Annotated in this window: 29 protein-coding genes, 6 tRNA genes and 3 pseudogenes; 27 read left to right on the top strand and 11 right to left on the bottom strand. The window is 48.5% G+C overall.

All coding sequences use genetic code 11. From position 1 onward, the window contains the following. Positions 1 to 9 precede the first annotated feature (9 nt). The 4 genes from pyrC to mdtH form a co-directional block, all read right to left on the bottom strand. Positions 10 to 1,056, bottom strand: a complete 1,047-nt coding sequence (gene pyrC, locus D8682_RS06870; protein WP_064547907.1) for a dihydroorotase — start codon at positions 1,054 to 1,056, stop codon at positions 10 to 12. Between the two features lie 134 nt (positions 1,057 to 1,190). Next, positions 1,191 to 1,751 carry a lipoprotein gene (locus D8682_RS06865; protein WP_064547904.1) on the bottom strand — a complete coding sequence of 187 codons (561 nt, stop codon included), beginning with the start codon at positions 1,749 to 1,751 and terminating at the stop codon, positions 1,191 to 1,193. Positions 1,752 to 1,946: 195 nt separating this feature from the next. Continuing rightward, the gene (gene grxB, locus D8682_RS06860) at positions 1,947 to 2,594 is read right to left on the bottom strand and encodes a glutaredoxin 2 (RefSeq protein WP_064547902.1); all 648 of its coding nucleotides are present in this window, start codon (positions 2,592 to 2,594) and stop codon (positions 1,947 to 1,949) included. Positions 2,595 to 2,669: 75 nt separating this feature from the next. After that, positions 2,670 to 3,878 carry a multidrug efflux MFS transporter MdtH gene (gene mdtH, locus D8682_RS06855; protein ID WP_121813895.1) on the bottom strand — a complete coding sequence of 403 codons (1,209 nt, stop codon included), beginning with the start codon at positions 3,876 to 3,878 and terminating at the stop codon, positions 2,670 to 2,672. A gap of 241 nt (positions 3,879 to 4,119) precedes the next feature. On the opposite strand from mdtH, the gene rimJ reads away from it, so the two are divergent. Then, positions 4,120 to 4,704, top strand: coding sequence for a ribosomal protein S5-alanine N-acetyltransferase (rimJ, locus tag D8682_RS06850; RefSeq protein WP_121813894.1), 585 nt, complete (start codon positions 4,120 to 4,122; stop codon positions 4,702 to 4,704). Positions 4,705 to 4,827: 123 nt separating this feature from the next. On the opposite strand, the pseudogene D8682_RS06845 reads toward rimJ, so the two are convergent. Continuing rightward, positions 4,828 to 6,064 (bottom strand): annotated as a pseudogene (locus tag D8682_RS06845) (IS3 family transposase). A 51-nt stretch (positions 6,065 to 6,115) separates the two neighbouring features. Next, complete coding sequence (locus D8682_RS06840) at positions 6,116 to 6,445, bottom strand: helix-turn-helix transcriptional regulator (RefSeq protein ID WP_162302994.1); 330 nt, start codon at positions 6,443 to 6,445, stop codon at positions 6,116 to 6,118. An 87-nt stretch (positions 6,446 to 6,532) separates the two neighbouring features. On the opposite strand from D8682_RS06840, the gene D8682_RS06835 reads away from it, so the two are divergent. The 5 genes from D8682_RS06835 to D8682_RS06815 all read left to right on the top strand — a co-directional run bounded on the left by D8682_RS06835 (position 6,533) and on the right by D8682_RS06815 (position 8,460). After that, positions 6,533 to 6,796, top strand: a complete 264-nt coding sequence (locus tag D8682_RS06835) for a YdaS family helix-turn-helix protein (protein ID WP_121813892.1) — start codon at positions 6,533 to 6,535, stop codon at positions 6,794 to 6,796. 3 nt (positions 6,797 to 6,799) lie between these two features. Further along, entirely contained in the window at positions 6,800 to 7,270 is a 471-nt protein-coding gene (locus D8682_RS06830) for a recombination protein NinG (RefSeq protein WP_121813891.1), read from the top strand. Further along, positions 7,267 to 7,407, top strand: a complete 141-nt coding sequence (locus tag D8682_RS27330) for a YlcG family protein (RefSeq protein WP_121813890.1) — start codon at positions 7,267 to 7,269, stop codon at positions 7,405 to 7,407. Before D8682_RS06830 ends, D8682_RS27330 begins: the two co-directional genes overlap by 4 nt. Continuing rightward, entirely contained in the window at positions 7,404 to 7,928 is a 525-nt protein-coding gene (locus D8682_RS06820) for a hypothetical protein (protein WP_370090822.1), read from the top strand. Before D8682_RS27330 ends, D8682_RS06820 begins: the two co-directional genes overlap by 4 nt. A 455-nt stretch (positions 7,929 to 8,383) precedes the next feature. Beyond that, positions 8,384 to 8,460, top strand: a tRNA-Cys gene (locus D8682_RS06815). A 273-nt stretch (positions 8,461 to 8,733) separates the two neighbouring features. Here the strand turns inward: D8682_RS06815 and D8682_RS06810 are convergent. Continuing rightward, positions 8,734 to 9,735 carry a transposase gene (locus D8682_RS06810; protein WP_121813889.1) on the bottom strand — a complete coding sequence of 334 codons (1,002 nt, stop codon included), beginning with the start codon at positions 9,733 to 9,735 and terminating at the stop codon, positions 8,734 to 8,736. Between the two features lie 396 nt (positions 9,736 to 10,131). Between D8682_RS06810 and D8682_RS06805 the strand changes: the two genes are divergently transcribed. From D8682_RS06805 to D8682_RS06775, 7 genes are all read left to right on the top strand, one after another. Then, a tRNA-Cys gene (locus D8682_RS06805) sits at positions 10,132 to 10,208 on the top strand. Between the two features lie 35 nt (positions 10,209 to 10,243). Then, positions 10,244 to 10,861, top strand: coding sequence for a hypothetical protein (locus tag D8682_RS06800; RefSeq protein ID WP_121813888.1), 618 nt, complete (start codon positions 10,244 to 10,246; stop codon positions 10,859 to 10,861). 409 nt (positions 10,862 to 11,270) lie between these two features. Then, positions 11,271 to 11,347, top strand: a tRNA-Cys gene (locus D8682_RS06795). A gap of 94 nt (positions 11,348 to 11,441) precedes the next feature. Continuing rightward, positions 11,442 to 11,518 (top strand) — tRNA-Ile (locus D8682_RS06790). Between the two features lie 2 nt (positions 11,519 to 11,520). Then, positions 11,521 to 11,596, top strand: a tRNA-Thr gene (locus tag D8682_RS06785). 6 nt (positions 11,597 to 11,602) lie between these two features. Next, a tRNA-Gly gene (locus D8682_RS06780) sits at positions 11,603 to 11,677 on the top strand. A 303-nt stretch (positions 11,678 to 11,980) separates the two neighbouring features. Then, positions 11,981 to 12,286, top strand: a complete 306-nt coding sequence (locus D8682_RS06775) for a hypothetical protein (RefSeq protein WP_121813887.1) — start codon at positions 11,981 to 11,983, stop codon at positions 12,284 to 12,286. A 73-nt stretch (positions 12,287 to 12,359) separates the two neighbouring features. Here D8682_RS06775 and D8682_RS06770 read toward each other — a convergent pair whose 3' ends face one another. Further along, complete coding sequence (locus tag D8682_RS06770; protein ID WP_121813886.1) at positions 12,360 to 12,860, bottom strand: DUF2004 domain-containing protein; 501 nt, start codon at positions 12,858 to 12,860, stop codon at positions 12,360 to 12,362. 632 nt (positions 12,861 to 13,492) lie between these two features. Between D8682_RS06770 and D8682_RS06760 the strand changes: the two genes are divergently transcribed. From D8682_RS06760 to D8682_RS06710, 11 genes and pseudogenes are all read left to right on the top strand, one after another. Next, a complete protein-coding gene (locus tag D8682_RS06760; protein WP_238392827.1) occupies positions 13,493 to 13,795 on the top strand; it encodes a terminase small subunit in 303 nt (100 codons plus the stop codon). Beyond that, positions 13,770 to 14,630: pseudogene (locus D8682_RS06755) on the top strand (phage terminase large subunit family protein); the annotation flags it as partial. The gene D8682_RS06760 and the pseudogene D8682_RS06755, both read left to right, overlap by 26 nt. Continuing rightward, positions 14,597 to 14,848, top strand: coding sequence for a hypothetical protein (locus D8682_RS06750; protein ID WP_121813882.1), 252 nt, complete (start codon positions 14,597 to 14,599; stop codon positions 14,846 to 14,848). The pseudogene D8682_RS06755 and the gene D8682_RS06750, both read left to right, overlap by 34 nt. Positions 14,849 to 14,955: 107 nt before the next feature. Further along, positions 14,956 to 15,261 (top strand): superinfection immunity protein, encoded by a 306-nt coding sequence (locus tag D8682_RS06745; RefSeq protein ID WP_121813881.1) that lies wholly within the window; start codon positions 14,956 to 14,958, stop codon positions 15,259 to 15,261. Positions 15,262 to 15,377: 116 nt separating this feature from the next. Next, entirely contained in the window at positions 15,378 to 15,791 is a 414-nt protein-coding gene (locus D8682_RS06740; RefSeq protein ID WP_121813880.1) for a hypothetical protein, read from the top strand. A 72-nt stretch (positions 15,792 to 15,863) separates the two neighbouring features. Continuing rightward, the gene (locus D8682_RS06735) at positions 15,864 to 16,193 is read left to right on the top strand and encodes a GPW/gp25 family protein (protein WP_238392826.1); all 330 of its coding nucleotides are present in this window, start codon (positions 15,864 to 15,866) and stop codon (positions 16,191 to 16,193) included. Continuing rightward, positions 16,190 to 16,447, top strand: coding sequence for a hypothetical protein (locus tag D8682_RS06730; RefSeq protein ID WP_121813878.1), 258 nt, complete (start codon positions 16,190 to 16,192; stop codon positions 16,445 to 16,447). Before D8682_RS06735 ends, D8682_RS06730 begins: the two co-directional genes overlap by 4 nt. 327 nt (positions 16,448 to 16,774) lie before the next feature. Beyond that, positions 16,775 to 16,933, top strand: a complete 159-nt coding sequence (locus tag D8682_RS26695) for a hypothetical protein (protein WP_162302993.1) — start codon at positions 16,775 to 16,777, stop codon at positions 16,931 to 16,933. Continuing rightward, positions 16,933 to 17,436: a phage tail protein gene (locus D8682_RS06720; protein ID WP_121813876.1), complete on the top strand. Its 504-nt coding sequence runs from the start codon at positions 16,933 to 16,935 to the stop codon at positions 17,434 to 17,436. The genes D8682_RS26695 and D8682_RS06720 overlap by 1 nt, the downstream gene beginning before the upstream one ends. Then, entirely contained in the window at positions 17,411 to 17,614 is a 204-nt protein-coding gene (locus D8682_RS06715; protein WP_121813875.1) for a tail protein X, read from the top strand. The genes D8682_RS06720 and D8682_RS06715 overlap by 26 nt, the downstream gene beginning before the upstream one ends. Positions 17,615 to 17,618: 4 nt before the next feature. Continuing rightward, the gene (locus D8682_RS06710; RefSeq protein ID WP_121813874.1) at positions 17,619 to 18,596 is read left to right on the top strand and encodes a contractile injection system protein, VgrG/Pvc8 family; all 978 of its coding nucleotides are present in this window, start codon (positions 17,619 to 17,621) and stop codon (positions 18,594 to 18,596) included. Between the two features lie 270 nt (positions 18,597 to 18,866). Here D8682_RS06710 and D8682_RS06705 read toward each other — a convergent pair whose 3' ends face one another. From D8682_RS06705 to D8682_RS06695, 3 genes are all read right to left on the bottom strand, one after another. Further along, positions 18,867 to 19,772 carry a hypothetical protein gene (locus D8682_RS06705; protein ID WP_121813873.1) on the bottom strand — a complete coding sequence of 302 codons (906 nt, stop codon included), beginning with the start codon at positions 19,770 to 19,772 and terminating at the stop codon, positions 18,867 to 18,869. A gap of 65 nt (positions 19,773 to 19,837) precedes the next feature. Further along, positions 19,838 to 20,374 carry a DUF805 domain-containing protein gene (locus tag D8682_RS06700; RefSeq protein WP_162302992.1) on the bottom strand — a complete coding sequence of 179 codons (537 nt, stop codon included), beginning with the start codon at positions 20,372 to 20,374 and terminating at the stop codon, positions 19,838 to 19,840. A gap of 325 nt (positions 20,375 to 20,699) precedes the next feature. Further along, the gene (locus tag D8682_RS06695; protein ID WP_162302991.1) at positions 20,700 to 21,464 is read right to left on the bottom strand and encodes a tol-pal system YbgF family protein; all 765 of its coding nucleotides are present in this window, start codon (positions 21,462 to 21,464) and stop codon (positions 20,700 to 20,702) included. 745 nt (positions 21,465 to 22,209) lie between these two features. Between D8682_RS06695 and D8682_RS06690 the strand changes: the two are divergent. The 3 genes and pseudogenes from D8682_RS06690 (at position 22,210) to murJ (ending at position 25,603) form a co-directional block, all read left to right on the top strand. Continuing rightward, positions 22,210 to 22,829, top strand: a pseudogene (locus D8682_RS06690) (YceH family protein). A 3-nt stretch (positions 22,830 to 22,832) separates the two neighbouring features. Further along, positions 22,833 to 23,756, top strand: coding sequence for a Gfo/Idh/MocA family protein (locus D8682_RS06685; protein ID WP_121813870.1), 924 nt, complete (start codon positions 22,833 to 22,835; stop codon positions 23,754 to 23,756). A 311-nt stretch (positions 23,757 to 24,067) separates the two neighbouring features. Beyond that, positions 24,068 to 25,603, top strand: a complete 1,536-nt coding sequence (gene murJ, locus D8682_RS06680) for a murein biosynthesis integral membrane protein MurJ (RefSeq protein ID WP_064547892.1) — start codon at positions 24,068 to 24,070, stop codon at positions 25,601 to 25,603. The last annotated feature ends 50 nt before the right edge of the window (positions 25,604 to 25,653 follow it).

The following is a 25,653-nucleotide window of genomic DNA, read 5'->3' as shown; positions in this document are numbered from 1 at the left end:
CATGAAAAATTATGCTTTTACTGACCAGGCCACTTGCTCACCGGCGAGGAACGGCACAATGCTGTCATCGGACGTTTCGATGAGTTCCGGCATGTGCACTGGAGTACGCACCAGTTCAATGGATTCTTCATTCACAGGCAGGCCGTAGAAACGCGGGCCATTCAGTGAAGTGAAGGCTTCAAAGTGCTGCAACGCATTCAACTCTTCAAACACCGTCGCGTAAGCGCCAAGAGCAGAAGGCGCGTTAAAGCAACCTGCGCAACCACAACTGGCCTCTTTACGATGACGCGCATGAGGCGCGGAATCTGTACCGAGGAATACGCGGTCACATCCGCTGGCAACCAGCTCACGCAACGCTTCCTGATGAATGCTGCGTTTCAGAATTGGCAGGCAATACAAGTGAGGGCGCACGCCACCAACCAGCATATGGTTACGGTTAAACATCAGGTGTTGCGGGGTAATGGTTGCCGCCAGCAGGGAGTTTCCTTCCTTCACATACTGCGCCGCATCTTTGGTAGTGATGTGTTCAAACACCACTTTCAGTTCCGGGAATTGTTGGCGCAAAGGTTCCATAACGGTTTCGATAAAGCGCGCTTCACGGTCAAAAATATCAATATCAGCGTGAGTCACTTCGCCGTGGATAAGCAGCGGCATGCCAATTTTCTGCATGCGCTCAAGCACCGTTTTAATCGCGGCAGTGCTGGTAACACCGTGGCTTGAGTTGGTGGTCGCATTGGCTGGGTAGAGTTTTGCTGCGGTAAACACACCTTCGTTAAACCCGCGCTCAACTTCATTCGGGTCAAGAGAATCGGTCAGGTAGCAGGTCATCAGCGGTTCAAATTTATGGCCTTGCGGTACAGCATCAAGAATACGCTGGCGATAAGCAATGGCGGCTTCAACCGTTGTCACTGGGGGAACCAGGTTTGGCATCACAATCGCGCGACCATAAGTTTCGCTGGTATAAGGCACCACCGTTTTTAACATTTCACCGTCACGTAGGTGAACATGCCAGTCATCAGGGCGGCGAATTTTTAATACCTGGGGTAATACGGTCATGAAATTGCTCCGGCGTAGGAAGGAAAAAACGATGATTTGTGCCGGAGAGCAAGGATAAGCGCAAACGTTTCGCTTTGCACCATTTTCATCGAGATTTTGTCGGGGGAATGTTGCCCCCGACCAGGAAAAACGGGTTAATCAGTAAATGGGATAATGAGTTGGCCCGGTTTAACCTCAAGTCCCTTGGCGTATCTTTTCGCCAGGTTCTCACCAGTACTGCGGTCTTCGCCCAGCACATAAGCCGGTTGTTGATTGAAGTAATTACGCAATGACTGATTCAGATAAGGAATCAGGGTCTGGACAATGGTCTGCATTTTTTCAGGTTCGACCGTCGCGTTTACCACTTCCATTTCTTGCAAATAAATCGCGCCTTGTTCTTTATTGAACACCGGCAATGCTTTGAGTTTGAGCTTGATAGTGGCTTTTTGATTACCAAACAGCGACGACATATCCAGATTGGCATCGCCAGTCAACGTCACTTTATTCGGCTCTTCACGGCCAATCGCACTGCTTAAATTGGTTAAAACAATATGGGCATCGGCAACGCCTGGCAGGCCAATATCTTTAGAGAAGTTATTACGTTTATGCAGCGCCTGGTTTATTTCCTGTTCGCTGACCGTGTATTGCGTTAACTGATTGCAACCCACCACTAACCCGCTGAGCATTAGCGCTGCGGCGAAAACAATCTTTTTCATGGAATTCCTTAACATGCTGCATAGAACACAGATCCTGACATAAAGCATTATGATGTCCCAGGGCGGGCTACGCCACCGGAAAAAACCGAAATAGCCGTCATACTTCGAGCGACATCAGAGTTGGCTGCGTTTACTCACCCCAGTCACATACTTGAGTAAGCTCCTGGGGCTGGTAACTCGAATTAATAAGTGTATTTAAACCGCGTGGGACGACAGCAGATTAATTTGTGTCTGTTTAGCCATATTATCGCGATACGCCGCAACACGGCTTGGCCACTCAATACCCGCGACCAGAGTCAGGTTACGCAGCAGTGGGAACAGATGAATATCGTCGTCAGACAGCTCACCGTTTACCGCATTCGGCTGCACAATCAGCTTATCGAGCTTGCGTAAATCATCAGAGATTTTTTTGATTAGCCCTGGCGAATGGTGAAGGAGGTCGGCAAACGAGCCGATCATCGCTTCCTTTTTGTTGACGAAATAAGCACGTGCTTGTGGCGTGGCAAACTCATCAAAAGGCGCTTTCGCCATGCGCGGAATCAACAACTGCTGCACATAGCTATTCACGTGGCGTAACCAGTCGCTAATTGCGGCGTTGGTTGCGCCAGTCAGAAGCGGTTCGCCATCCAGTTTATCGACGTAATGCACGATATCCATGCTTTCTGGCATATAGCGGCTATCGTCTTTTTGCAGGATCGGCGCCATTTTCTTACCAATCATTTTGGTCGGAGTGGCTTCATCGTCATTGAGCAGGACTTTCAACTCAATGGGGATGTTCTTTAAACCAAAAATCATGCGTGCCTTAAGGCAGAAAGGGCAGTGATCGTAGATATAAAGCTTCACGTTTCTCCTCCATATTTATCAGCGAACCAGGTTGGTCAACTATTGAGTATGGGGGAGAAAAGTGAGTGCCGCAAACTAGTTACCGGGTTCGAGCATCGAGGGTTCAATAGGTTTCGTGCTGAATTGCCACCACAGCGCGATAAGCGTGATGAAGCCAATAATCCCTAACATTACCCACGGAAGCGATGGCTGGTTGATACTTTTCCCGGCATCAAACAACCAGCCGCCACCGGCGTAACCAAATGCCCCACCAATGGCCAGACCCAGACGGCTAAAGCCCATGTAACTGCCGCGAGCACGGGAATCAGCAAGGGATGCACTCAGCGTTTCCCTGGCCGGTTCAGCAATGATTGAACCGACATAAAACACACAAATTAGCGTGAACAGTTGCTGAAGATTATTGGCAAGGCCAATCGGCAGCATGGCCAGCGACATTAAGAATAAACCTGCCATCAGGCGCTGCTCCAGACGGAAGCGTTTTTCGCTCCAGCGCGCAATCGGGTACAGCAGCGTTAACGAGAGTGCGGCTTCAATGGCATACATCCACTTCACGGCGGCAGGTGTGCCGGCAATTTCGTTGACCATAATCGGCAGCATCAACATCACCTGCACCGCCAGCATGTAATATCCGGCCAGCGTTAACACATAAGTGATGAAGCGTTTATCGCGCAGCACGCGTCCCATCCCTTCAAGCATCGGCGTGCGGATGGTGGAAAGTTTATAGGCAGGTAGCAACCAGGCGTTGACGAACGCGCAAATCACAAACATCACCGCGCCAACAGCACACACCAGGCGGAAATCATATTGCAGCAGCCAACTCCCGAGTAGCGCACCAATAACCGCCCCCGCGCTGTCTTGCATCATCAGAATTGAGAAGAAACGCCCTCGTTGATGTGGGCGCACGAGTTTAACTACCAGCGCGGCGCGCGGCGGGTCGAATAACGTGCCGCCGATAGCGGAAATAAAACACGATAGCCACAACACCCAGGGTTCATGGGCGATACCCATCAGCGCAAAACCGACGGCTCGCAGCAGCATGCCGGTGACAATCATCGGTTTAGCGCCCAGCCGGTCAGCGATGGCGCCACCGAAAATCCCCAGCCCTTGCTGGGTGAGCTGACGCAGGCCGAGCGCAATACCGACCATTAGCGCTGCCCAACCCATTTGGTCAACGAAGCGAATGGAAATAAGAGGGAAAACCACGAAGAAGCCTAATACCACTAACATGTTATCGAGCAATAAGAAGTATTTACCCAGGCTCCTGGCCTGCGCTACCCGTGACATCTCCCCTCCTGGGAATATTAAAAGTGTGATGAACTTCTATTCTCTACTGCTATTTGAGTTTTTGACAGCCAGGCATATGACAATATTTTTTCATCAATCTGAGGCTTCGATTGAACTCTTTAATCGAAAAAGTTTGCGCAGGTGAAAAATCTGCATGCTGTTGTTTTCCTTCCGCAGCCAGCCGCAGGTATAGTAAATACGTTGCCTAAGAAAATATGGGATGTGAGGAGCAGGGGTGAACATGTTTGGCTACCGCAGTAACGTGCCGAAAGTACGCTTATCAACCGACCGCCAGGTGGTGCGTCTGGTGTATGAGCGAGATGCCTGGCGTCTGGCAGATTATTACGCCGAAAACCGTCAGTTCCTGAAACCCTGGGAACCGATTCGAGATGACAGCCACTGCTTTCCTTCTGGCTGGCAAGCACGTCTGGGCATGATCAGCGAAATGCATAAACAGGGCAGTGCCTATTACTTTGCGCTGCTCGACCCTGAAGAGAAAGAGATTCGCGGCGTCGCCAATTTTTCAAACGTGGTGCGCGGCTCATTTCATGCCTGTTATCTGGGGTACTCGTTGGGTGAAAAATGGCAGGGGCAAGGTCTGATGTTTGAAGCGCTGACCACCGCGATTCGTTACATGCAGCGCAGCCAGCATATCCACCGCATCATGGCGAACTACATGCCGCATAACCAGCGCAGCGGCGATCTCCTCGCCCGCCTCGGTTTTGAAAAAGAAGGCTATGCCAAAGAATATTTATTGATTGATGGTGTCTGGCGCGATCATGTTTTGACTGCGCTCACCACCAAAGAATGGACCCCTGGTCGTTAAGGACGAGAAATGAAATATCAGTTAACTGCGGTTGAAGCGCGTGTGGTTGGTAGCGGAACGTTGAACCTGAAGCACTGCTGTGCTGTTGATGAGGGTAACTAAATGCCAGGTTGACTAGTCCTGCTATAGGTTGACACTTTTCGGCCTTACAACGCCCGATGAACTTCATCGGGCGTTTTGTATTTTAGCGACAGATGTGGCCGCCGCGTGTTGTAGATTTCCACCGACTCCCTGACCATCTTTCTTGCCTGTCCGATATCTTCTGGCTTCCCGAGCAGATATTCCATTTTTAATATCCCGTTTACCCGTTCCGCCAGCGCATTCTGATAACAGTCATACCCGTCTGTCATCGAGCAGATGACCCCATGGCGTTGGTGTAGTGCCTGATATTCTGTTGAACAGTACTGCACACCCCGATCTGAGTGATGCACCAGTGGATGTGCTGTACGCCTGCTGACCAGCGCCATTCTGAACGCCTTAGCCACATGATGGGTATGCAGACTTTCATGCACATGATATCCCACGATTTTTCTCGACCAGACGTCTGTTATCAGACTGAGGTACGCCGTTCCCTTACGCAGGGGAATGTACGTGATATCCGCGACCCACACCTGCTCCGGGCGGCTGGCAACAACCTGATTTTCTCCCGCCTTCAATAAGTTAGGATGACGATAAAAGCGATGATGGCTTTGAGTCGTTTTGTGATACGCCCGTTTCGGTATTACCAGTAATCGTGCGCCACGCAGTATCTGGAACAAACGATCCCGACCGACATGGAGTGCCGGCTCTGGTTGCTGTCGCAATAAATAATGCAGTTTACGTGTCCCCAGCCGGGGCTGGTGTAGCCGGATGGTCGTCACCTGTTCAACGATATGCTGCGCCTGTCTTTCTCTTCCGCGCTCACGTTGCAGGGATTGATACCACGCCTGTCGGCTGATCCCCATGAACCGGCAAGCACGCATTACTGTGAGTCCCGGCGTTTGTGCTTGCGTGATAAGGTGGCCAACTGCTTTTTTGTCAGTGTGGCTCCGAACTCGGTATTCATTACCTTCACGACAGCTTCAAAAAACTGGGCTTTTATTTCTGATTCAGCCAGTTGCTGCTCGAGTTCTTTGATCCGTTGTTCGGGAGTAAGAGGTATTTTGGGCATAGTAGCTCCGCACTTTCTTGCGAGAGAGGGGGAGTGCCAGTCGAGTTGACCGTATCTGCGCAACCACGTCATGACGGTGTGGCTACCCTGAATACCGTAGCGGTCTTGCGCCTGACGGTAAGTCATTTCCCCTTTTTCGACCTGTTCGGCAACGGCCAGTTTAAAGGATAGAGGGTAATCGCGTTGTGTGCGTTTAACATATTGGTTCATCACATTTTCCTCTGCCTGCGAGTTAAATGTGTCAACGCTATTTAGGACGGGTCAGTCACCAGAAATTAGTTTCTCAAAAGCTTCTTTTTCTTTTTCTGGATACCCATGAATTTGAATCCAGCTTTGAAGTTTTTCTGCTCTATGGCTTGCAAGCTCGTGAAGGTCAGCTCCTCCATGTAATAGCCAGTCAACAGAAACCCCCGTTTTATCAGCGATTTTCATGGCTGATATTTTTCCCATGTCACCGCGAACGAACCAGCCATTCACAGCTTGAGGGCTAACATCCGCAATTCGTGCAAGATCGGATTTGTTAAGTCCCTTCATTTCCATGAAGAGATCCATTCTGGTTTGAAACGCTGATAATGATTTTTTCTCTTTCATTTCATAATTATAAACAAAATGTTTAACTCATCAAATAAGTTTAAAGCTGACATAAATATTAAACTTGATATTTAATCTCCTTCACCAATTAAAGGAGAAGTTTATGACACCCTCGAAAAGGCAATCTCAGCAGCAGGCTCTGCGGTGGCTTTGGCAAAAATTTTACACTTGAAGCATTCCATGGCCATTAGTCATTGGAAAAAGCGTGGAAGAGTTCCTAAGGAGCATTTGCTGGCCATTTTTTATGCCACTGGGGTAACGCCTCATGAGCTGCGCCCAGACATCCATCCAAATCCAACATCTGGTCTGCCAATTAATCAGCAGATTAACACCCAGACCAATGAGGGCTGAGCCATGAAAATCAAAACCCTCGCCCTTGAGCTTGAGCAGATGGCTATGCAGAAAGGCTGGAAGGAGGTCACGGCGATGATTGCCCCGCATCACCATGGTGATCTGCTTGAAAGCCTGGATGTTACTGACGCTGCAGAGTTTGCGCGCCGGCTGGCGAACGGCGAGGGTTGCATATCCTGCGGCACTTATAATGCTGACTCATGGCATGCTGGTCATTACCGCACAACAGCAGCCGCCAGCCAGTTGCGTTTCCATCACGACAATATTCATCTCCAGTGCCATTCCTGCAACGTCCACAAATCCGGCAACATCGAGCTTTATCGCATCAACCTCGTCAAAAAAATTGGCGAGACTCGCATATTAAGCCTGGAAAACAACAACGACACCCATCGTTATTCCCGCGAAGAACTATCAACCATCCGCGCCACTGCCCGGGCAGAACTGCGCGCACTCAAGCAACTGGTGGCCGTATGACACACCCAATCATCATCTTTGAGCTGAAGCGCAGATGGTCACACCTGCGAATGTATCAACCCGCCCGCACACTGCTGGTGGACTACCGAATAATCCAGAACCACGCCAAACGATTAAAAGCAGGAGCTGCAAAATGACACCGAAGGAACGCCGAGCACATAACGCAGCAATTGAGCGCGCAGCAGCTGCGCCACACAAACGCTGGTTAGGGCGATTTACCCCACTCACTGGCATCCAGTCGGCGTGGATACAATCCCTCCTGACGGTCTGGGGTGAATGCGTTGGAGGTAAAACCCATGCGCAATACAGGCTTGAGAACTGCAATCGTTTCGTATCAAAAGCAAAAGAAGAAGAGTGGTCTGATAGTCAGTTATCCCACATCACGGCAGCACTAAAGCAGGCTCGGCTGGAAGGATACAAGGGGCGCGAGGTTGTACGGCGCGCGCATACTGTTTTATGGGCGGTCACGCTGAGTGAGATGATTGATGAGGCCAGTCGGCGTGATGATGCAGATTTAATTGAGCAGGCTGTATTGAATGCCTTTAAGCCAGATGACCCGGTGTACTGCATAGGGCTTAACTACTATACGACGCGGAGGAAAATTTCTGATTTGGCGCGGGAACTGCAACAGGTAGCGCCGTGGCTCACCAGTAATTAAGCGAGAAAGAGAGTGCGCTGGTGCATCCAAATATTTCAGGCGAAAGTTTTTCTTTCCGTACGAAAAATGACTCAAATTGTTTAATTGTGCTAATGAAATGAACAAAACTTGACAGCGAGCCAGAAAAGTCAATGACTCACTCATGCTTAGCAAAGCTGCGCCACGATGGCAGCGACGACAAGCGAACAAACATAACGCAAGACCCGCTCATAAGGCGGGTTTTGTCGTTTTTGGCACGCCACATCAAGTCATAACCAGCAGGGATTCTTGGGCTGACCCATTCAAGCTGACTATCTATCTTTGAATGATTATTCAAAATTAAATCGATTCAGCATTGGTTGTTCTTATGTATTAATTTAAGATCCGCGTTGTTGCTTTGCAGGTGACACGTTGAAGGGTAATCGTAGTTGTTTTGAGTCTCGAATTTGCTCAGGCCCTGTCGAGGGGCCTTTTTTACCGGTTTAGTTCAGCAGGCAGAACGCCTGTTTGCAAAATCAGGATGACAGCGGTTCAACTCCGCTAACCGGTACCAATGCTGTCAATTGATATTCAGGTTTTGCCACCTCGATTCTTGGGCGGGTTTGATTCCCACCGACTGCACCAAATGCTTTTCAGCCAACAAAACGGGATAATTCCTGAGTGGCTTGAGAGCGTATCAGTCTGAGCGCTGGGTAATTATGTATCGCACGTTCCCTGGTAGGCCGCAATCGTTCAGCGTTCAGTCTGATACTTATCTGTGTATCGTTATCATCCTTCTGAATTGAGTTTTCGTTTTACTCAGCCCCTCATGTGGGGCTTTTTTTGTTCATCGCGCCTTACCGGGGAACGCTGCTTTTATCTTCATAAAAAAGTAGTCGTTATCCCGGTACCCATATGCCATACGTTTTATCACTTTTATCACTTTTATCACTTTTATCACTTTTATCACTTTTATCACTTTTATCACTTTTATCACTTTTATCACTTTTATCACTTTTATCCTGTTGTTCATCCCCTCCAGCACGCTGGTATTCAGACGATGGGTGGCACTCGCGATTATGCCGCTCACGTAACACTTCAGCTTATCCGCGAACTGCTGCAACGCCTTAATGCCACTTTCCTGTGACTGCCTGTGCCACTCATTCCAGCGACGCTGCGCAACCTCCTCATCCGGCGCATACCACAGCTCTTTCAGCGCCGTTTTCATCACGTACACCGTATTTAACGGCTGGTTCGCCGCCAGCAACTCTGCCAGTTTCACCTCATGACCGTCCGGCAGATTCTCCGCATTACGCAACAGCAACCAGCGGCTGCGTTTAATGACCTTCCGTGCTTTTTTGTCGTCACGCAGCTGATTTGCCTGGTCGACCCTCACTCTGTCGATGACTTCCCGGCCGAACTTCGCCAACCCACAGCACCTGTTGCGTATCTGCATCCACCACAACCGTGGCAACAGCGCGAACTCATCCATTATCAGGCGGCGGAGAGTATGCCGTTCAGGCTCCCGGAGTTCCCGCCGCAGGCGTCGGCAGTCGATATTTTTAATGGTGTGCCAGTGCAGACCCGTCAACTGTGCCACATGTTTAATGGGCAATAACCGGGTGAGCGTTTCCACCCAGGTGGCTAACGAGGACGTGTAACGCTGGCGTTCAGGCAACCATGAGATGTGCTCAGTGGCAATCCCGCAGCGAGAGCAGCGCAGACGGCGGCAGGAGGGCGCAAAATCGGAGTCAGGCTGAAGAGTAATAAGCAGAGCATCCGGTGCAGGATGCGTGAAAGAATCAATAGTGAAACCTTCCCAGAAGAGGGAAGAAAGATTAGCATTCATGGCAGACGGCGGTTGAGTGGCAGGTTAGTGTTTTGGCGAATACAAAACTAACCACTTTTACCGCCGTTTTCTATTGGTTCACGCTTAACCGCGATGAACCTTTTTTTTGCTAAAACCCAACTGAGTCATAGCCACTGGCATTGTTATGCTACGACCCTCAGCCTCGCTTATCGCGGGGCTTTTTCTTTTTTGCTTACAAGCAATATCGAAGCCTCATCCTGTACTGATCCTATACTGGTGGTTACCTATCTTTGAATGATTATTCAAAATTAAATCGATTCAGCATTGGTAGCTCACATGAATTGATTTAGGATTCGCCTCGTTGTTTTTGCAGGCAACACATAGGGCTCGTAATTAGATTTTTTGATTTGCTTAGGCCTCGTCCGAGGCTTTTTTACCGGTTTAGTTCAGCAGGCAGAACGGCTGATTACAAAATCAGAAGGGCGGTGGTTCAACTCCATCAACCGGTACCAGTGCGGTCAATAGATATTCTGGCGTTTTCACCTCAATGAGCGCTTGGGTGGGTTTGATTCCCGCGGCCGCACCAATTGCTTTTCAGACCGTATTGCACTTCAATGCTGCTCTGAGCCTGAAGCCAGTCTTAAAAAAGTTGAGAAAAACGATTCAATCTTTAATCTATAAATCAGACTCAGGGCTACACGCAATGACCATAACCTACTCACTGCCAATCTATTGGCCTCTCCTTATCTGTGTTGCATCCGTTTCAATATTAGCCATTGGCTTCTACATCAAGCGGAGCAATAAGTTCGCTCCTCGTGTCCACCGTATCCTCTGGGGTGTTGCCTGTGTTGGGTTTCTTGCCATCCCCCCAGTAGCCACAGACAAGGTCACCCTTGACGATGAAAAGCTAGAGCAGAATACCTTGATTGAACGAAAGGGTTTCCCATTGGCTGACCTATCGTCAGTTACAATTTCAAATGAGAAACGGAGGGGGCGAAAAGGTCGCAAAGAAATCCATGAAATCTGGACTGCATCATATTCTCATCAAAAATCTATATTTAGTCCTCCCATCGAGCTTGAAGTAGGAACTATCTGGAAAACAAATGGTGCGGATATTGTACAGAGACTTCGCGATCGAGGAATCAAAGTCAATGATTTACGTTGAGTTGATCTAACACTTCACCAGAAGCGACTTATGGCTTAACTCAGTGCGCCACTGTACTTCTTATAACTTCGTTGAATTGAGCGTTGGTTTCACTCAAGCCGCACTTGCGGAGTAAAACATAACCGAACCATAATCACTGGCATTGTTATGCTATGACCCTCAAGCCTCGCTTATCGCGGGGCTTTTTTTCTGCTTACGGAAATATCGAAGCCTCATCCCTGTACTGACCCATTTACGCTGAGTATCTATCTTTAAATGATTATTCAAAATTAAATCGATTCAGCATTGGTGGTTCGCGGTAATTAATTTAGGATCCACCCCGTTGCTTCGCAGGTGACACATTGAAGGGTAATCGTAGTTGTTTTTTTGAGTCCCGGATTTGCTCAGCCCCTCTTGCGGGGCTTTTTTTACCGGTTTAGTTCAGCAGGCAGAACGGCTGATTGCAAAATCAGAAGGGCGGTGGTTCAACTCCATCAACCGGTACCAGTGCAGTCAATTGATATTCAGGCGTTTTCACCTCAATGAGCGCCTGGGTGGGTTTGATTCCCACTGGCTGCTCTTTGCAGTGATTTTTATATCAGGCCCTTTAGCTCAGTTGGTTAGAGCGAGCGACTCATAATCGTCAGGTCGCTGGTTCAAGTCCAGCAAGGGCCACCAAAGCCGACTTAGCTCAGTGGGTTGAGCAACTGACTTGTAATCAGTAGGTCACCAGTTCGATTCCGGTAGTCGGCACCAAAAAAAGCGGTCATCGTATAATGGCTATTACCTCAGCCTTCCAAGCTGATGATGCGGGTTCGATTCCCGCTGACCGCTCCAGAACATAGCTTTTCAGTCTCCGTAAATGGGGTAACCCTGAGTGACTGGAGAGCGTATCAGTCTGAACGCTGGGTATTAACCAATACGCACTATCGTTCTTGGTCGACCGCAACCGCCCAGTGTTCAGTCTGATACTTATCTGTGTATCGTTAGCAACCTTCTGAATTGAGTTCTCGTTTTACTCAGCCCCTCATGCGGGGCTTTTTTCATTGCTAAAACATGACCAAGTCATAACTACTGACGTCGTTATGCTATGACCCTCAAGCCTCGCTTATCGCGGGGCTTTTTTATGGACGAAATCCCATGCCATTCAAGCCGCCAGAAGACGAAATTGCGGGGTATTTCCTCGTTGCCATTTTTACGGGCCTCGGTGTGTTATCGAAGATTGCCCACAGTATTCTTTCTGGCATTCCGACGTCGTTCTGGGGCGCGGTATGCCAAATCATCATCTCAACATTTTCAAGTGCACTCGTGCTGATGCTTGCCGTGCGCTTTCAGTGGCACTACACCAGAACGGCAGTTGCTTGCGGAATATCATCCTGGTCCGGCGTAACGGTCGTGAATTTGCTTGAAAAGAAACTGTTATCTCGTCTGGGTAGGTATGTATAGTTTTTTAGATCACAGAAAATTCCCGACATTAGCTCATCGTGCCGGGAGGGGGTATTGTAATAACTGATTACATTTAACTCTCCCAGCTTACATAGATAGCTTCCCCGTCGAGGCTAATGCCTACAGCAAGAATGTCGTCGCTGTAATCTGAATCGATCATGTAGTCGAGAATAAGTGGCGTTTTTTGGCCATGCCATAGTCCGATGTTGTGTAGTCGCATTTTTTGCACAAAGGCATCGGCGGATGGTATCCCTTCTGCACTAGCCCTTATCAGCTCAGCAATGACTGGGCTCTCCGCTAACTCATTAACATGATATTCAAGATAATATGGATCATCCCTGGTCAGATGGTTACATAATTGAATGCGAGCACGGGCGTCGACTGAGGATATGTTTGTTAGTAGCGCAGCAAATGCATCCAACTGTGCCATCTGGAAAGAGGTGTTTCCTTCAATCCAAACCATGGCATCGGTCTCAGTGTTGTTAATAGCGATCTTTCCTTCCCACACAACATCGAGGCCGTGTGAGTTTAGACTGTTCAACGTACCGAAGTACGGGTGTTTAACGGAGCTCATTACAAATCCTTTGTCAGGGAAAATCTGGTAAATATCCAATGAAAACAGGTTTAGCCTCACGGCAACGAACGCAAAAGCTGTATTTCGCGCTAATAAGTAAAACTCTGCATGATCGCGACCCGCCCAGTTGCTTCCGCAATTCTGAACTCAGGATCGGCGGTGTCTTAGTTTTGATGGTGTCAGGCCGGATAATGCGGGTCAGGATACGACACTGTGGCGTGATGCAACAATAGTAGAGGGGTCTCAGGTTTAAACATCCAACTCTCAGTAGTCTGAAAAGGTACTTCCTGGGAAATAAAAACACCGAGGGGTTTTAGACGCGCAAAAGCGCGCTATTTATGAAAATTTTCAAGGAATGTATTTGCCGGTTTCTTTTGGGGTGATTTTATGTCTACACAAGAGGAGGTAGCGCGCCATATTAATGTTTCAGAACGGACGCTCCGGGGCCTCACCAAACTGGCTGGATCTCCCAAACCACGCGGGCGTGCGGGATACGACATGGATGCATGGCGTCTGTTTTACATTGATGTTTTGAGGCAGAGAGTCCCGCCGGACACCCCCTGAACAAACCGGCAAATGAACCGGAAAATGAGGGTGACGAACAAGGTGATGACATTGAGCGGGAGATCCGTTTGCAGGAGGCTCGCATTCGCCTCACTGAAGCGCAGGCCCTTGCTCAGGAACTTAAAAACCTGAGAGATGAAAGGGGGGTTGTTGATACGGCTTTTTGCTCCTTTGCACTCTCCAGGCTGGAAAATGATATTGCCTCCATTCTGGATTCCATCCCTCTCTCCATGCAGCGGCGCTTTGTTGACATTGGTAAGGCGCAACTTGAATTTCTGAAAAAATTGATCGCCAAAGCGACGAATAACGCCACCACAACCAGCGGAAAAATCCCGGAGATGCTCGATGAATATATCGACAGCGCAAGTTGAAAATATGGTCGTAGCCGCTGCGGCAGGGCTTGCCAGTTTGCGCCGCCCCTTACCTATGACGGCCGTTGAATGGGCGGATGACTGTTACTATTTGCCGAAAGAATCAAGCTACAACACCGGTGCCTGGATAACGCTGCCTTTCCAGGTGGCCATTATGAATGCCATGGGTAATGATGGGATCCGCACCGTCAACTTTATCAAATCCGCCCGCGTCGGTTATACCAAGATGTTGTTAGCTGCGATGGCTTATTTTGTGGAATATAAAACCTGTAATTGTCTGATGTTTCAGCCAACGGATGCGGATGCTGAGAACTTCATGAAGTCACATGTTGAACCTACCATAAGGGAAGTTCCGGCACTGAAGCTCCTGGCTCCCTGGTACGGCAGGAAGCATCGTGACAACACTCTATCCATGAAGCGCTTTTCGCATGGCATGGGACTGTGGTGTCTTGGTGGCAAGGCGGCAAAAAACTACCGTGAGAAATCGGTTGATGCGGTGATGTATGACGAGCTGGCGGCCTTTGATGCGGATATTGAAAAAGAAGGCTCACCGACGCAACTCGGCGACAAGCGCATAGAAGGTTCCATCTGGCCAAAATCCATCCGTGGTTCCACACCAAAAATAAAAGATAGCTGCCAGATTGAAAAAGCGGCACGAGAGTCTGATCACCTGCTGCGCTTCCACATTCCTTGCCCGCATTGTGGTGAGAAGCAGTTTCTCAAATGGGGGGATGATGAGACTCCGTATGGCCTGAAGTGGGGGCCGGGCAAGCCCGAATCCGCGCCGCTGATGGTATTACCGTGCTGGCCATCGAGCTGTCTGGTGGTGAAATCAGTCTGACCGCCTCACCAGAAGGCTGGTTTTTTAAAGGGAAGGTTACATTTGAAGATGCTGTTTGCGCAAAACAGACTATCGATGCGGAAGGCAATATCGGCACCAGGGCTGAGCTATCAGACAGCAAAGGAACGATGGCCGGCGTGAGAGAAATCTTCAATAACCATGATCATGATGAAACGGATTCAGTAACATTGCCGCCGAATCAGCCGATGTAATGCCCCGCCAGTGGAGGATCAATCATCCTGCTAACACTTTTTGGCAAGTTTTTGAACTAGTCACGCACGTAAACTAACTATCCTTTTTGTTTGTATGGATACTGGTCATGGTTGAAAATTTACTCACAATGGGTGGGGCGATTTTATTTGTATCTTATTTCATTCCTTCTGTTGTTGCTGCGGTGAGGGACCACAAATACATGGGTGCAGTGATGGCACTCAACATATTGTTGGGATGGACTTTTTTAGGATGGGTAGTGGCACTAGTCTGGTCAATGATGGGGAAAAATGAAAATAATCAAATGACAATCATTAATAATGGCGATGCTATTAAAATAGTGAAATGTAATCATTGTGGTGAAGGAGTAGATAGCAGGGTGAAAGCTTGCTATTTTTGCCAAAAAGAGCAATGACCGAAATAATGGAAGGTCGATAACTTATTGACTGGATTAATGAAAGCTGTGTTTAAATGATTTGTACCCATATATTGTGGTGATGATTTGTTTAGCTAAAAATTGAAAATTTTAAAATGAAAAAGCGTAATTTTGATTTGTCTTTTGGTTTAATTGTTATGTTCTTGTTGTTTATTAGTTGCACAGTGGAGGCGGAAATGTTTCTGAGTGAAGGTGAAATTTATGTCACACCAGAGCAAATTTTTGCAGACTATGCAAGCAATGAGCTTGCGGCTGATGAAAAATACAAAGGGGAGTCGCTAGCTATAGAAGGGGTAGTTAATGCAGTTAAATCAGGTGTTAATGGTAAACCCTATGTCGTTTTGAAAGTAGCAGGTTTCAATAAGCCATACCTCCAGTTTGTAGATACAGAAACAGACAAGCTAATGAATATTAAAAAAGGGGAAAAAATTGCAGCGAGGTGTATTGGTTATGGTCAGGTTATGGGTGGTCCACAGCTAAAGGAATGTGTGCTAGATACATCGAGTTAAACTGAAAATTATTTCCAGTTAAATACGTAAACCTGCTTCGGCGGGTTTTTTATTGGTGAAAATATGAAGGGCATGAACGCACAAACCGGGCGACCGCTCAGCGGTGATGCTCATTTAAATCAATCCATCATTAATATTTTAACCACACCGGTGGGAACACGTGTCCTGCGCCGTGATTACGGCAGTCATCTTTTTAATCTGATCGATTCCCCTCTGGACGGGATACTTGTTTCGAATATTAGAAAAGAAACCGCTATCGCCATCAATAAATGGGAACCCCGCCTGAAGATAGAGCGTGTGTATGTGCTTGAGGCGGGTAATGGATTTATCGAAGTGGGCATTGAGGGCGTGAACCTTGAGAGCAGTACATTTTTCCGCAGCGGTCGCGTGAGGTTAGGATGACAACAAACAGTATTGATTTATCACAGCTCCCCTTGCCTGATGCTATTGAAGAGATTGACCCGGAAGTGATCATTGTCGAGTGGACGCAGTCACTTATTAGCAAAGACCCGAACTATACCGGTCTGGTTGAATCAGATCCGGCATACATCCAGGGGGAGGCTGTTGCTTTTCGTGAAAGCAATCTCAGGGTACGGGTCAACGAGGCGGTGGGGCAACATTTCTGGCCACTGCTGGAGGGAATGACCTCGATGTGAAAACAGCCGATTACGGCGTCCCACGTCAGCTGATAGACCCGGGCGATCCTGATGCGATATGCAGCCGTTGACTGCCAGCCTGAAGATCCGTGGCGCGAATGTTGATGACCTCGCTGCCATCGGATTCAGGCCATTTGTCAGTACCGGCCTGTTATTCGCGAAGGTTACCAGGGGGCTGGCGGGGTCGCAGGCATCGAAGACGAGATTGAAGGGTTCATATCGAGATCCTCCTCTGACCCGACCGGAAGCGTTGGGCGTGCGAATAAATCAACTTCAATAGACCTAGCGCTCAGCTATTACAGGCGATCAGTGAATGGAAAGGAGAAGATGCTGCTGATACCGGGTGAGGGCGTCAGACGGATAAATGGTATCGATACACTTAATATCGTTTCATTAATGGTTTACCTGAGTTCAGTGCCGGGTGGCATTGCTGGCATCGACTTTAAGAATCTGACGTTATCCGATTTTATCGGGGAGGGCTTTTGATGGATATTTTTGGTCTGGCAACCGTCGCGACTGGCGACGCCTTCGCCCTTCTGGATATTGGTGTAAAGCACAATTTCAAAACGATGATGACCCTTGGGGATTTTAATTTCAACATCGATGATGCGACCTATCAAAGTATCCAGCGATCGTTGTCCTGGCGTTGGGTGGAGCAGCAACGCTTTGGCCAGCGCGACAGCCTCCAGTACACAGGGAAATCCACGCCAGTCATCTCTTTCTCGGGTGAGGTGTATACGGATAATCGCCGCATCTCCCCGCAACTGAGCAAGATGTTTGTGGGGACTCAACCGGTCAATGAACTGAGCCTGCTGGGTGATGTGGCTATACCAAAACTCCTGATATCCGGCACAGGTGAGATTCTGGGATATTGGGTGGTCTCTGAATTTTCCGATACGGCAGACAGATTTTTAATGGCCGAAATACCTAAACATCAGCAATTTACAAGGGCAATAAAATATTATGGTGACAATATATATAACCCGTGATGGCGATATTCTTGATGAAATATGTTGGCGATTTTATGGTGATTCGAGAAATCTCATTGATGTATTCAATGTTAATCCCGGACTTTCTGAATTGGGTAATTATTATGAGGCAGGTATTGAAATAAAACTACCGGTTATTACTGAAGGGCCCACAATATACACTCCGTCATTATGGTGAACCCATGAATAACGTTAATCCTTATTTACCGACATTTTCGTTAATTGCCGAAGATAAAAATATTACTCATGAGGTCGCAAAATATCTCACTGACCTGACCTTTATTGATTACGGCGCAACCGGAGAAGACCCTCAATCGGATAAGCTGACGATTAATCTGGTTTCACCCACGATGATGCTGCCAGCAAAAGGCGCAAAATTAAAACTGGCCGTACCGAGTAGCAACGCCATACATACCCATAACATGCCGAGTCAAAAAACGCGCTCGTGGGATAATATCAGTGTTGGAGAGATTGTCAGAACCATTGCGGCGGAAAATGGGCTTTTATCCAGCATCTCACCAGAGCTTAACAACCAGATGCCCGGGCATCTTGATCAGTTTTATGAAAACGATGCCGAATTCCTGGCAAAACTGGCGCGGCAATATGATGCCATCAGTAAAGCAACGGGCGGTTACTGGGTCTTTATGGTGCAGGGCTCAGGAAAGAGCGCAAGTGGTAAGGACTTACCTGCGGTGACCATTACACCTGATGGAAAGACAAGCTGGCAGTTTCCGCACAGGAGTAAAGCCAGGAGTCCATCTGCGGCAGTGGCCGGTAATAAAGGTACGTATGTTGTGCTATATAACGATGCGGAAACCAATGAGACTAAAGAGTTAAAATACGGCTCCGGAGATCCCACGACGACATCCGGTCGCACACTACCTAATCTGGCTGCAGCAGAGCAACTCATTCGGTCACATCAACAAACTGAGGCCCGTATCACTGCAAACGCCAGGCAGACAAAGACGAAGCCCGAACACCTCATGTTCATGTCAATTGCGCAGCCCGCTACACCTGAACTGCTGGCATTGATGCCAGAAAGCAGCGTTACCACCGAAGGGTTTGATCCACAGGCTGACCGCTCCTGGATTGTCGATAACATTGCCTTTTCACTCTCCCCGGGTAAAGGGATGTCAGTCAGCATGGAGCTGAAACGCTGATTGCACTCCACTATTGGATGCAAGGAAATAGTCCTTCCGCCATGTCGATGACGCACAGCGCAATGACCATCACTGATTGCCGTTACAGCAAGCCTGACAACCGCGCCATTGACTGTGTTATCACGGTAAACGGAAAATCCTTCCCGTTCACTGCATCACCGGCAGACAGTACAACACACGGCCCCGCTATCTATGCAAACGCCATCGCCGGGGAATATGGACCGGTCGCGGCATACGAGTCAATAATCCCACCCGTCGTGGTCGGAAGTGTCACAGTGAGTACTGATTGCTGCTTAATTTATCTTTCAGTTCATCTACACAATCACGAGCCGCTTGCTTGTACGCTTCTGCTGCTTCGCCGGAGTATTTGCGATCAACCGCATCTTCGAATTGCACTACAGGTCCATAGAAAGAACCTGCTGCAATATAGAATCTTTCACCTGACATGACTGCAAAAATTGTTCGGTTGCTATCTCCGCAATTTTTACGGAAAGTCACATTGGAGAAATGTTCTGGATCAAGATAAAGGGAGCCGCAAGTTAAATAGCTGGGCAATTTGGTTATTTGGGTATCAGTCAGGCAGAGGTATCCATCCACCACCAGGTCCAGGTACTCCGGCAGTGTGGTGATTTGTGAACCGCTCAGGTTGAGCCAAGAACCAACTCTCAGTTCTTCCTTTGGAAGCATGGTGATTTGGGTGTCGCGCAGGTCAACCCAGCCATTTACTATGAGGCTGTCTGGCAGTGTGGTTATTTGGGCACCGCGTAGGTCAAACCAGCCACCAACCCAGAGGTTCCTCGGTAGTGTGGTGACATTTTCATAATCCACTAAATCAAGGTTACCGGATATACTAATTACGAATCTATCATCAACTATTAGGTTTTCTGGTAGTGTGGTTAGTTCGATACAACTACCAACCCTTAGGCTCGCTGGCAGCGTGGTGATTTGGATTCCACTGAGGTTGAGATCTCGCCCGACCGTCAGGTACTCTGGCAGAGTGGTAATTTGGGTTCCTCTTAGGTAGACCGAGCCACCCACAGTCAGATTATCTGGCAGTGTGACGACGTTTTTTTTATCTGCCAAATTAAGGTTACCAGGTATATCAATAGAACCATGCCGTGAAACGGAATACGGAATTGAATTTTCTGTTAAATACTTAATTAAATCGAATGTCATATATTATTCCTGCATGAGCACCATATAAGCATGATGGCGGTGAATAGTGTTTAGCTACACATAAATTAGCTCACGGCCTCATCGGTAGCCGGAGTGAAAATAGAATCAGCTGGTCGGTATTTATTGTTTTCTATTTTTGACTTCGGTAGTGCAAGCAACAGATGGAAAACAAGGTCAATCACAATTACAATCCCCATCCCAATCGAAATCCCAACCTCAAGTTCAAACTCAAACCATGAAAAAACAATAAATTGCACCGCAAGAATAATCACCGCCGGGGCAAGTGTGAACCAACCACTCAGACCAATATCATGCAACCGCCTAGCGGAGATAGATATGTCGGCCAGAAGTAAAGAAAGGAGAACAATGATACCAATAGCAATATCCCCACCACGTAGAACAATATCTAGCAAGTCACTGATTTTCTCTGGGAGCAAATCAGTGACTTGGCTAACGAGGTCAAAAAATATATCAATGGCATCCAGGAATAATAAAGGTAGTATTTGAAATAACGAAAAAAACACATAACTATTACGGCTAGCCACACCTTTATAACAAAAAATTTTCCTGTAGTTATCAATTCCATTAGTTATAAAAAACATTAGACAAACTTTCCTGTATATCAAAGTAGTACCAGTAGCGGCTGATTTTACTAAGCACATACAAAGACAATGGATTTTATTTCGTCTTAAATTAAATATGACACTCTAATAATGTCGGTTTTTTGACCTGATACGATGGCTGAAAAATGGACTTTATCGGGCTGTTCTCAGTACAATAGATCCTGCCCCATCTGGAAAAGGTGAGCATACAGTTTATGCTGGATACAGCCCTAGAGCCAGGCTCTGCTCCGAAAAGCCTCCAGTTGTTTGCATGACCCCATAAAATCAACGCTCTTTCTCATCACACCGTGCAGACATAGGAGACTTACTCCCCAAAGAGTCTTTTTGACCATGATTTTGTCGGTCCTGAGACCTTCGATTTGGCGTGATCGACATAGTCCTTAATTTCATCAACCTGAACCTGCAGGTCCTCGAAACGTGCGATCAAACAGCGATATTGCTCCATCTCCCGCTCAGTTTGCCCCTGATCGTGGTAGGTAAGCGCCAGGTTGTTCATAGCCTCTGCAACCACCACCTGAACACCTTCAAACTCTGAATCCTCAAAGCGCTCAATCAGGGTATGCAGTTGTTCTGTTTCCCGCACCTCGCCATAAGTGCATGCCAGGATAAACATAGCACTTGCAACTCGAATCTGAACGTCTTCGACAGTGGAGTCCTGAAAACGCTCAATCAGCGTACGCAGTTGCTTTGTTTCCTGCTCTGGCAGCCCCAATGCCTCATAGGTGCGCGCCAAACTGAGCATAGCCTGCGCAACATGAACCTGGACATCTTCGAACTCTGAATCCTCAAAGCGCTTAATCAGTGTGCACAGTTGTTCTGCTCCCTGCTCCGGCTGATCCAGATAGAGAAAGTTAATGAACATAGCCTCTGCAACCACCACCTGAACACCTTCAAACTCTGAATCTTCAAAGCGCTTAATCAGTGTGTGCCGTTGTTCTGTTTCCTGTTCTGGCAGCCCCTGAGTGCCATAGGTGAATGACAGGTTGTCCATGGCTTTTGCAACCAGCACCTGAACACCTTCGACCGTGGAATCCTGAAAGCGCGCGATTAGGGGGCGCAGTTGTTCCATTTCCTGCTCAGGCTGACCTTTGGCACCGAACCAGTTGGCAAGCTTAAGCAGAGTCTTCGCTATCAGGTGCTGAACCGCAAGTTCTTCTTGCTGATTCAGGTGTGTAACCAGCTGAATATGTTGTGAAAGGGCTGAGTCATCCCGGATGTTAATTTCAGACTCAATCAATTCATGGGCTTGCTGTAATTCATTTGGGGAGCCTGATAGTTAATTAAACGGAAAAAGAAGAAACCACAACGCCTGATTCTACAAAAAGCATATAAAGCGAATGGATTTTATTTTGTCTTAAATTAAATATGGCATCCAGCATCTGCAGGGGGATGCATGCGAGCCTGTGATAATAGTCATGATAATTTGCCAAGAATGGCTCAATAAAAAATACTTGGGTGGCTAGGAGGCAAAAAAACACCACTCTATAAATGGCCGCGATATTTTGCACATGGTTGTCGATGGATTAAAAAAATCTGGAGAGAGTGGTGGCGCTATAACTACAGCAGCGACCCCCGTATCTGGGGAAACCGCTGGATGATGACGTCTTAGATGATGTGCCACTGATGGTTAACTAATTCTCTGTGTTGGTGAATGGGTATCAATATTATACGGTTGCATTTTAACCAAGTGAATACCAAAATCATTCAGCAAAACGTTTTTTAATAGCATGATTTTATTAAGTAAATTTATCGAGTAAAAACGCATGTTTGCAGGGTGATAGGTGAAGGATTTTATTGTGTTATCATCTGGTTAAGTGCTGTTTTTTCCCCTGCTGGAAAAACAGGTGACCACGCCTGAACAATATCCGATGTCCGTCAACGGCGTCGTGGCGGCGTGTAATCAGAAAACCAACCGCGAACCGGTGATGGATCTGAAAGAACATGGTGTGCAAGAAACGCTGGATACTCTGGTCAAGCGCCACTTTTTGCGCACTATTAGCGGTTTCGGTAATCGCGTGACGAAGTACGAGCAGCGCTTCTGCAATTCCGAATTTGGCAACCTGAAGCTCTCGGCGGCGGAAGTGGCGGTCGTGACCAACTTGTTACTACGTGGCGCCCAGACACCGGGTGAATTACGTTCTCGCGCCGCGCGTATGTTTGAATTCAGCGATATGGCGCAAGTTGAAGCGACGCTAGAAAACCTTGCCAACGTGAAGATGGCCCATTTGTGGTGCGTTTGCCACGTGAACCGGGCAAACGTGAAAGCCGCTATATGCACTTGTTCTGTGGCGAAGTTGATTCATCACCAGCCAACCTCGCCGAAAGTGCGATGGCACCAACGGATGATTTAACTGCCCGCGTGGAACAACTTGAAAGCGAAGTCGCTGAACTCAAGCAACGTCTTGACTCGCTGTTGGCACACCTTGGGGATTAATTGATGACTAAACTTCGCGTCGGCGTGGTGGGTTTGGGCGGCATCGCTCAAAAGGCGTGGTTGCCAGTATTAGGAGCCTCTAATGACTGGACTGTGCAAGGCGCTTTTTCCCCAACCCGCGCCAAAGCCCAACCGGTTTGCGATGCCTACCGTATCCCTTATGTTTCATCTATTGCCGAACTCGCAGCACAGTGCGATGCGGTCTTTGTCCACAGCGCCACCAGCAGCCACTACGCGGTAGTCAGCGAACTGTTACAGGCTGGCGTCAATGTCTGTGTGGATAAACCACTGGCAGAAAATCTTGCTGATGCGGAGCGTTTAGTGGAACTGGCACAGCAGAAAAAACGCACCTTGATGGTCGGTTTTAACCGCCGTTTTTCTCCGCTGTATCGTGACCTGAAAACGAAACTGGCGAACGGCGCCTCGTTGCGGATGGACAAACATCGCACTGACAGCGTCGGGCCAAATGACCTGCGCTTTACCTTGCTTGATGATTATCTGCATGTTGTTGATACCGCGTTGTGGTTGGGGGGGAGCGAAGCACAGTTACAAAGCGGAACATTGCTGACCAACGATCACGGCCACATGCTGTTTGCTGAGCACCACTTTGCCAGTGGCAACCTGCAAATCACCACCAGTATGCACCGCCGTGCCGGTAGCCAACGCGAGTCAGTACAAGCGGTGACAGATGGCGGCTTATATGACGTGACCGATATGCGCGAATGGCGTGAAGAGTGCGGCAATGGGGTGGTCAATCGTCCCATTCCCGGCTGGCAAACCACGCTCGAACAACGCGGTTTTGTCGGTTGTGCCCGTCATTTCCTCGATTGTGTGGCAAATCAGACAGTTCCTGAAACCGCAGGCGAGCAAGCATTGATAGCCCAGCGTGTGGTTGAGAAACTGTGGCGCGATGCCATGAGTGAATAACACGGTAGTATTTCGTCTGTGTATAGGTAGACTAGCGGGGCTTTCGTAGGTCGGATTAGCGTAGCGACATCCGACATGAATTGGACGTCATTGCTGTTATCCCAACGCCTGCCTTGCAGGCGTTGATGTTTGATGACAAACCTCATTCTTTCGCAAAGCGAACATATGTCACCAAATAAATAAACAAGGAAAATCGATTTATTGATTTTCGGCTGATAACCACAAAGAAGGAAAAACCACGCTTTTTCCTTCTTTGTTTACGCGCTGAACGCCTGCCTTGCAGGCGTTGATGTTTGTGGAACCACATAATAATGAATCTATTAAAATCGCTGGCAGCCGTCAGCTCGATGACCATGTTTTCTCGCGTGCTCGGATTTGCGCGCGACGCCATTGTGGCAAGGGTTTTTGGGGCAGGGATGGCGACGGATGCCTTTTTCGTGGCATTCAAACTTCCCAACTTGTTGCGTCGTATTTTTGCCGAAGGGGCATTTTCGCAGGCGTTTGTGCCGATTCTTGCCGAGTACAAAAGTAAGCAGGGCGAAGATGCCACCCGCGTGTTTGTCTCGTATGTTTCCGGGCTACTCACGCTGGCACTGGCGGTGGTCACCGTTATCGGCATGATAGCGGCACCGTGGGTGATTATGGTCACCGCGCCTGGCTTTGCCGATACCGCAGATAAATTCAACCTGACTTCCAGCCTGTTGCGGATAACCTTCCCGTATATTTTCCTGATCTCGCTGGCTTCGTTATGCGGGGCGATTCTTAATACCTGGAACCGTTTCTCCGTTCCTGCTTTTGCGCCGACTTTCCTGAACCTCAGCATGATTGGCTTTGCGCTGTTTGCGGCACCGTACTTTAACCCACCGATTCTGGCGCTGGCCTGGGCGGTGACAGTGGGCGGCGTGTTGCAACTGGCGTATCAGTTACCGCATCTGAAAAAGATTGGCATGCTGGTTTTGCCGCGCGTCAATCTGAAAGATGCCGGTGCGATGCGCGTTATCAAACAGATGGGACCGGCAATTCTCGGTGTTTCCGTTAGCCAGATTTCTTTGATTATCAACACCATTTTCGCCTCGTTCCTCGCCTCAGGCTCGGTTTCCTGGATGTACTACGCTGACCGTTTAATGGAATTTCCATCCGGCGTGTTAGGCGTGGCGCTAGGCACTATTTTGCTGCCTTCGCTGGCGAAGAGCTTTGCCAGTGGCAACCATGACGAATACTCGCGCCTGATGGACTGGGGGTTGCGTTTATGTTTTCTGCTGGCGTTGCCAAGCGCAGTGGCACTGGGGATTCTGGCAAAACCGCTCACCGTTTCACTGTTCCAGTACGGTAAATTCACCGCTTTTGATGCCGCGATGACGCAACGTGCGCTGGTGGCCTATTCCGTCGGTTTGATGGGGCTGATTGTGGTGAAAGTGCTGGCTCCGGGTTTCTATTCGCGCCAGGACATCAAGACGCCGGTCAAAATTGCCATCGTCACACTGATTCTGACTCAGGTGATGAACCTCGCGTTTATCGGCCCGCTCAAACACGCCGGGCTGTCGTTGTCGATTGGTCTGGGGGCTTGCCTGAATGCCAGCCTGCTATACTGGCAACTGCGGAAACAGGATATTTTCCAGCCTCAGCCGGGCTGGTGGGCGTTCTTGTGGCGTTTGTTTGCCGGTGTGGTTGTGATGGCTGCGGTGTTGTTCGGCATGATGCACGTGATGCCAGCCTGGGATCTTGGCTCCATGCCTTACCGCTTGCTGCGCCTGATGGCGGTGGTGGTTGCCGGGATTGCGGCGTATTTCGCAACACTGATGGTGCTGGGCTTCAGGGTGAAGGACTTTGCCCGCCGCACCATTTAGCAAACAGACTAGGTACCAGGCGCGTTCTGCATTAAACTGCGCGCTGCAAA

This window comes from Buttiauxella sp. 3AFRM03, assembly GCF_003675305.1.
GTDB lineage: Bacteria > Pseudomonadota > Gammaproteobacteria > Enterobacterales > Enterobacteriaceae > Buttiauxella > Buttiauxella ferragutiae.
This window is presented reverse-complemented; position numbering and strand designations above follow the sequence as displayed.

What these genes read in the sequence shown, in the direction of transcription:
- pyrC (WP_064547907.1), bottom strand. Translation starts at nt 1,056, where the DNA reads ATGACCGTATTACCCCAGGTATTAAAAATTCGCCGCCCTGATGACTGG.
- D8682_RS06865 (WP_064547904.1), bottom strand. Translation starts at nt 1,751, where the DNA reads ATGAAAAAGATTGTTTTCGCCGCAGCGCTAATGCTCAGCGGGTTAGTG.
- mdtH (WP_121813895.1), bottom strand. Translation starts at nt 3,878, where the DNA reads ATGTCACGGGTAGCGCAGGCCAGGAGCCTGGGTAAATACTTCTTATTG.
- rimJ (WP_121813894.1), top strand. Translation starts at nt 4,120, where the DNA reads ATGTTTGGCTACCGCAGTAACGTGCCGAAAGTACGCTTATCAACCGAC.
- D8682_RS06840 (WP_162302994.1), bottom strand. Translation starts at nt 6,445, where the DNA reads ATGAAAGAGAAAAAATCATTATCAGCGTTTCAAACCAGAATGGATCTC.
- D8682_RS06830 (WP_121813891.1), top strand. Translation starts at nt 6,800, where the DNA reads ATGAAAATCAAAACCCTCGCCCTTGAGCTTGAGCAGATGGCTATGCAG.
- D8682_RS27330 (WP_121813890.1), top strand. Translation starts at nt 7,267, where the DNA reads ATGACACACCCAATCATCATCTTTGAGCTGAAGCGCAGATGGTCACAC.
- D8682_RS06820 (WP_370090822.1), top strand. Translation starts at nt 7,404, where the DNA reads ATGACACCGAAGGAACGCCGAGCACATAACGCAGCAATTGAGCGCGCA.
- D8682_RS06810 (WP_121813889.1), bottom strand. Translation starts at nt 9,735, where the DNA reads ATGAATGCTAATCTTTCTTCCCTCTTCTGGGAAGGTTTCACTATTGAT.
- D8682_RS06800 (WP_121813888.1), top strand. Translation starts at nt 10,244, where the DNA reads ATGAGCGCTTGGGTGGGTTTGATTCCCGCGGCCGCACCAATTGCTTTT.
- D8682_RS06775 (WP_121813887.1), top strand. Translation starts at nt 11,981, where the DNA reads ATGCCATTCAAGCCGCCAGAAGACGAAATTGCGGGGTATTTCCTCGTT.
- D8682_RS06770 (WP_121813886.1), bottom strand. Translation starts at nt 12,860, where the DNA reads ATGAGCTCCGTTAAACACCCGTACTTCGGTACGTTGAACAGTCTAAAC.
- D8682_RS06745 (WP_121813881.1), top strand. Translation starts at nt 14,956, where the DNA reads ATGGTTGAAAATTTACTCACAATGGGTGGGGCGATTTTATTTGTATCT.
- D8682_RS06740 (WP_121813880.1), top strand. Translation starts at nt 15,378, where the DNA reads ATGAAAAAGCGTAATTTTGATTTGTCTTTTGGTTTAATTGTTATGTTC.
- D8682_RS06735 (WP_238392826.1), top strand. Translation starts at nt 15,864, where the DNA reads ATGAACGCACAAACCGGGCGACCGCTCAGCGGTGATGCTCATTTAAAT.
- D8682_RS06730 (WP_121813878.1), top strand. Translation starts at nt 16,190, where the DNA reads ATGACAACAAACAGTATTGATTTATCACAGCTCCCCTTGCCTGATGCT.
- D8682_RS26695 (WP_162302993.1), top strand. Translation starts at nt 16,775, where the DNA reads ATGCTGCTGATACCGGGTGAGGGCGTCAGACGGATAAATGGTATCGAT.
- D8682_RS06720 (WP_121813876.1), top strand. Translation starts at nt 16,933, where the DNA reads ATGGATATTTTTGGTCTGGCAACCGTCGCGACTGGCGACGCCTTCGCC.
- D8682_RS06715 (WP_121813875.1), top strand. Translation starts at nt 17,411, where the DNA reads ATGGTGACAATATATATAACCCGTGATGGCGATATTCTTGATGAAATA.
- D8682_RS06710 (WP_121813874.1), top strand. Translation starts at nt 17,619, where the DNA reads ATGAATAACGTTAATCCTTATTTACCGACATTTTCGTTAATTGCCGAA.
- D8682_RS06705 (WP_121813873.1), bottom strand. Translation starts at nt 19,772, where the DNA reads ATGACATTCGATTTAATTAAGTATTTAACAGAAAATTCAATTCCGTAT.
- D8682_RS06700 (WP_162302992.1), bottom strand. Translation starts at nt 20,374, where the DNA reads ATGTTTTTTATAACTAATGGAATTGATAACTACAGGAAAATTTTTTGT.
- D8682_RS06695 (WP_162302991.1), bottom strand. Translation starts at nt 21,464, where the DNA reads ATGGAACAACTGCGCCCCCTAATCGCGCGCTTTCAGGATTCCACGGTC.
- D8682_RS06685 (WP_121813870.1), top strand. Translation starts at nt 22,833, where the DNA reads ATGACTAAACTTCGCGTCGGCGTGGTGGGTTTGGGCGGCATCGCTCAA.
- murJ (WP_064547892.1), top strand. Translation starts at nt 24,068, where the DNA reads ATGAATCTATTAAAATCGCTGGCAGCCGTCAGCTCGATGACCATGTTT.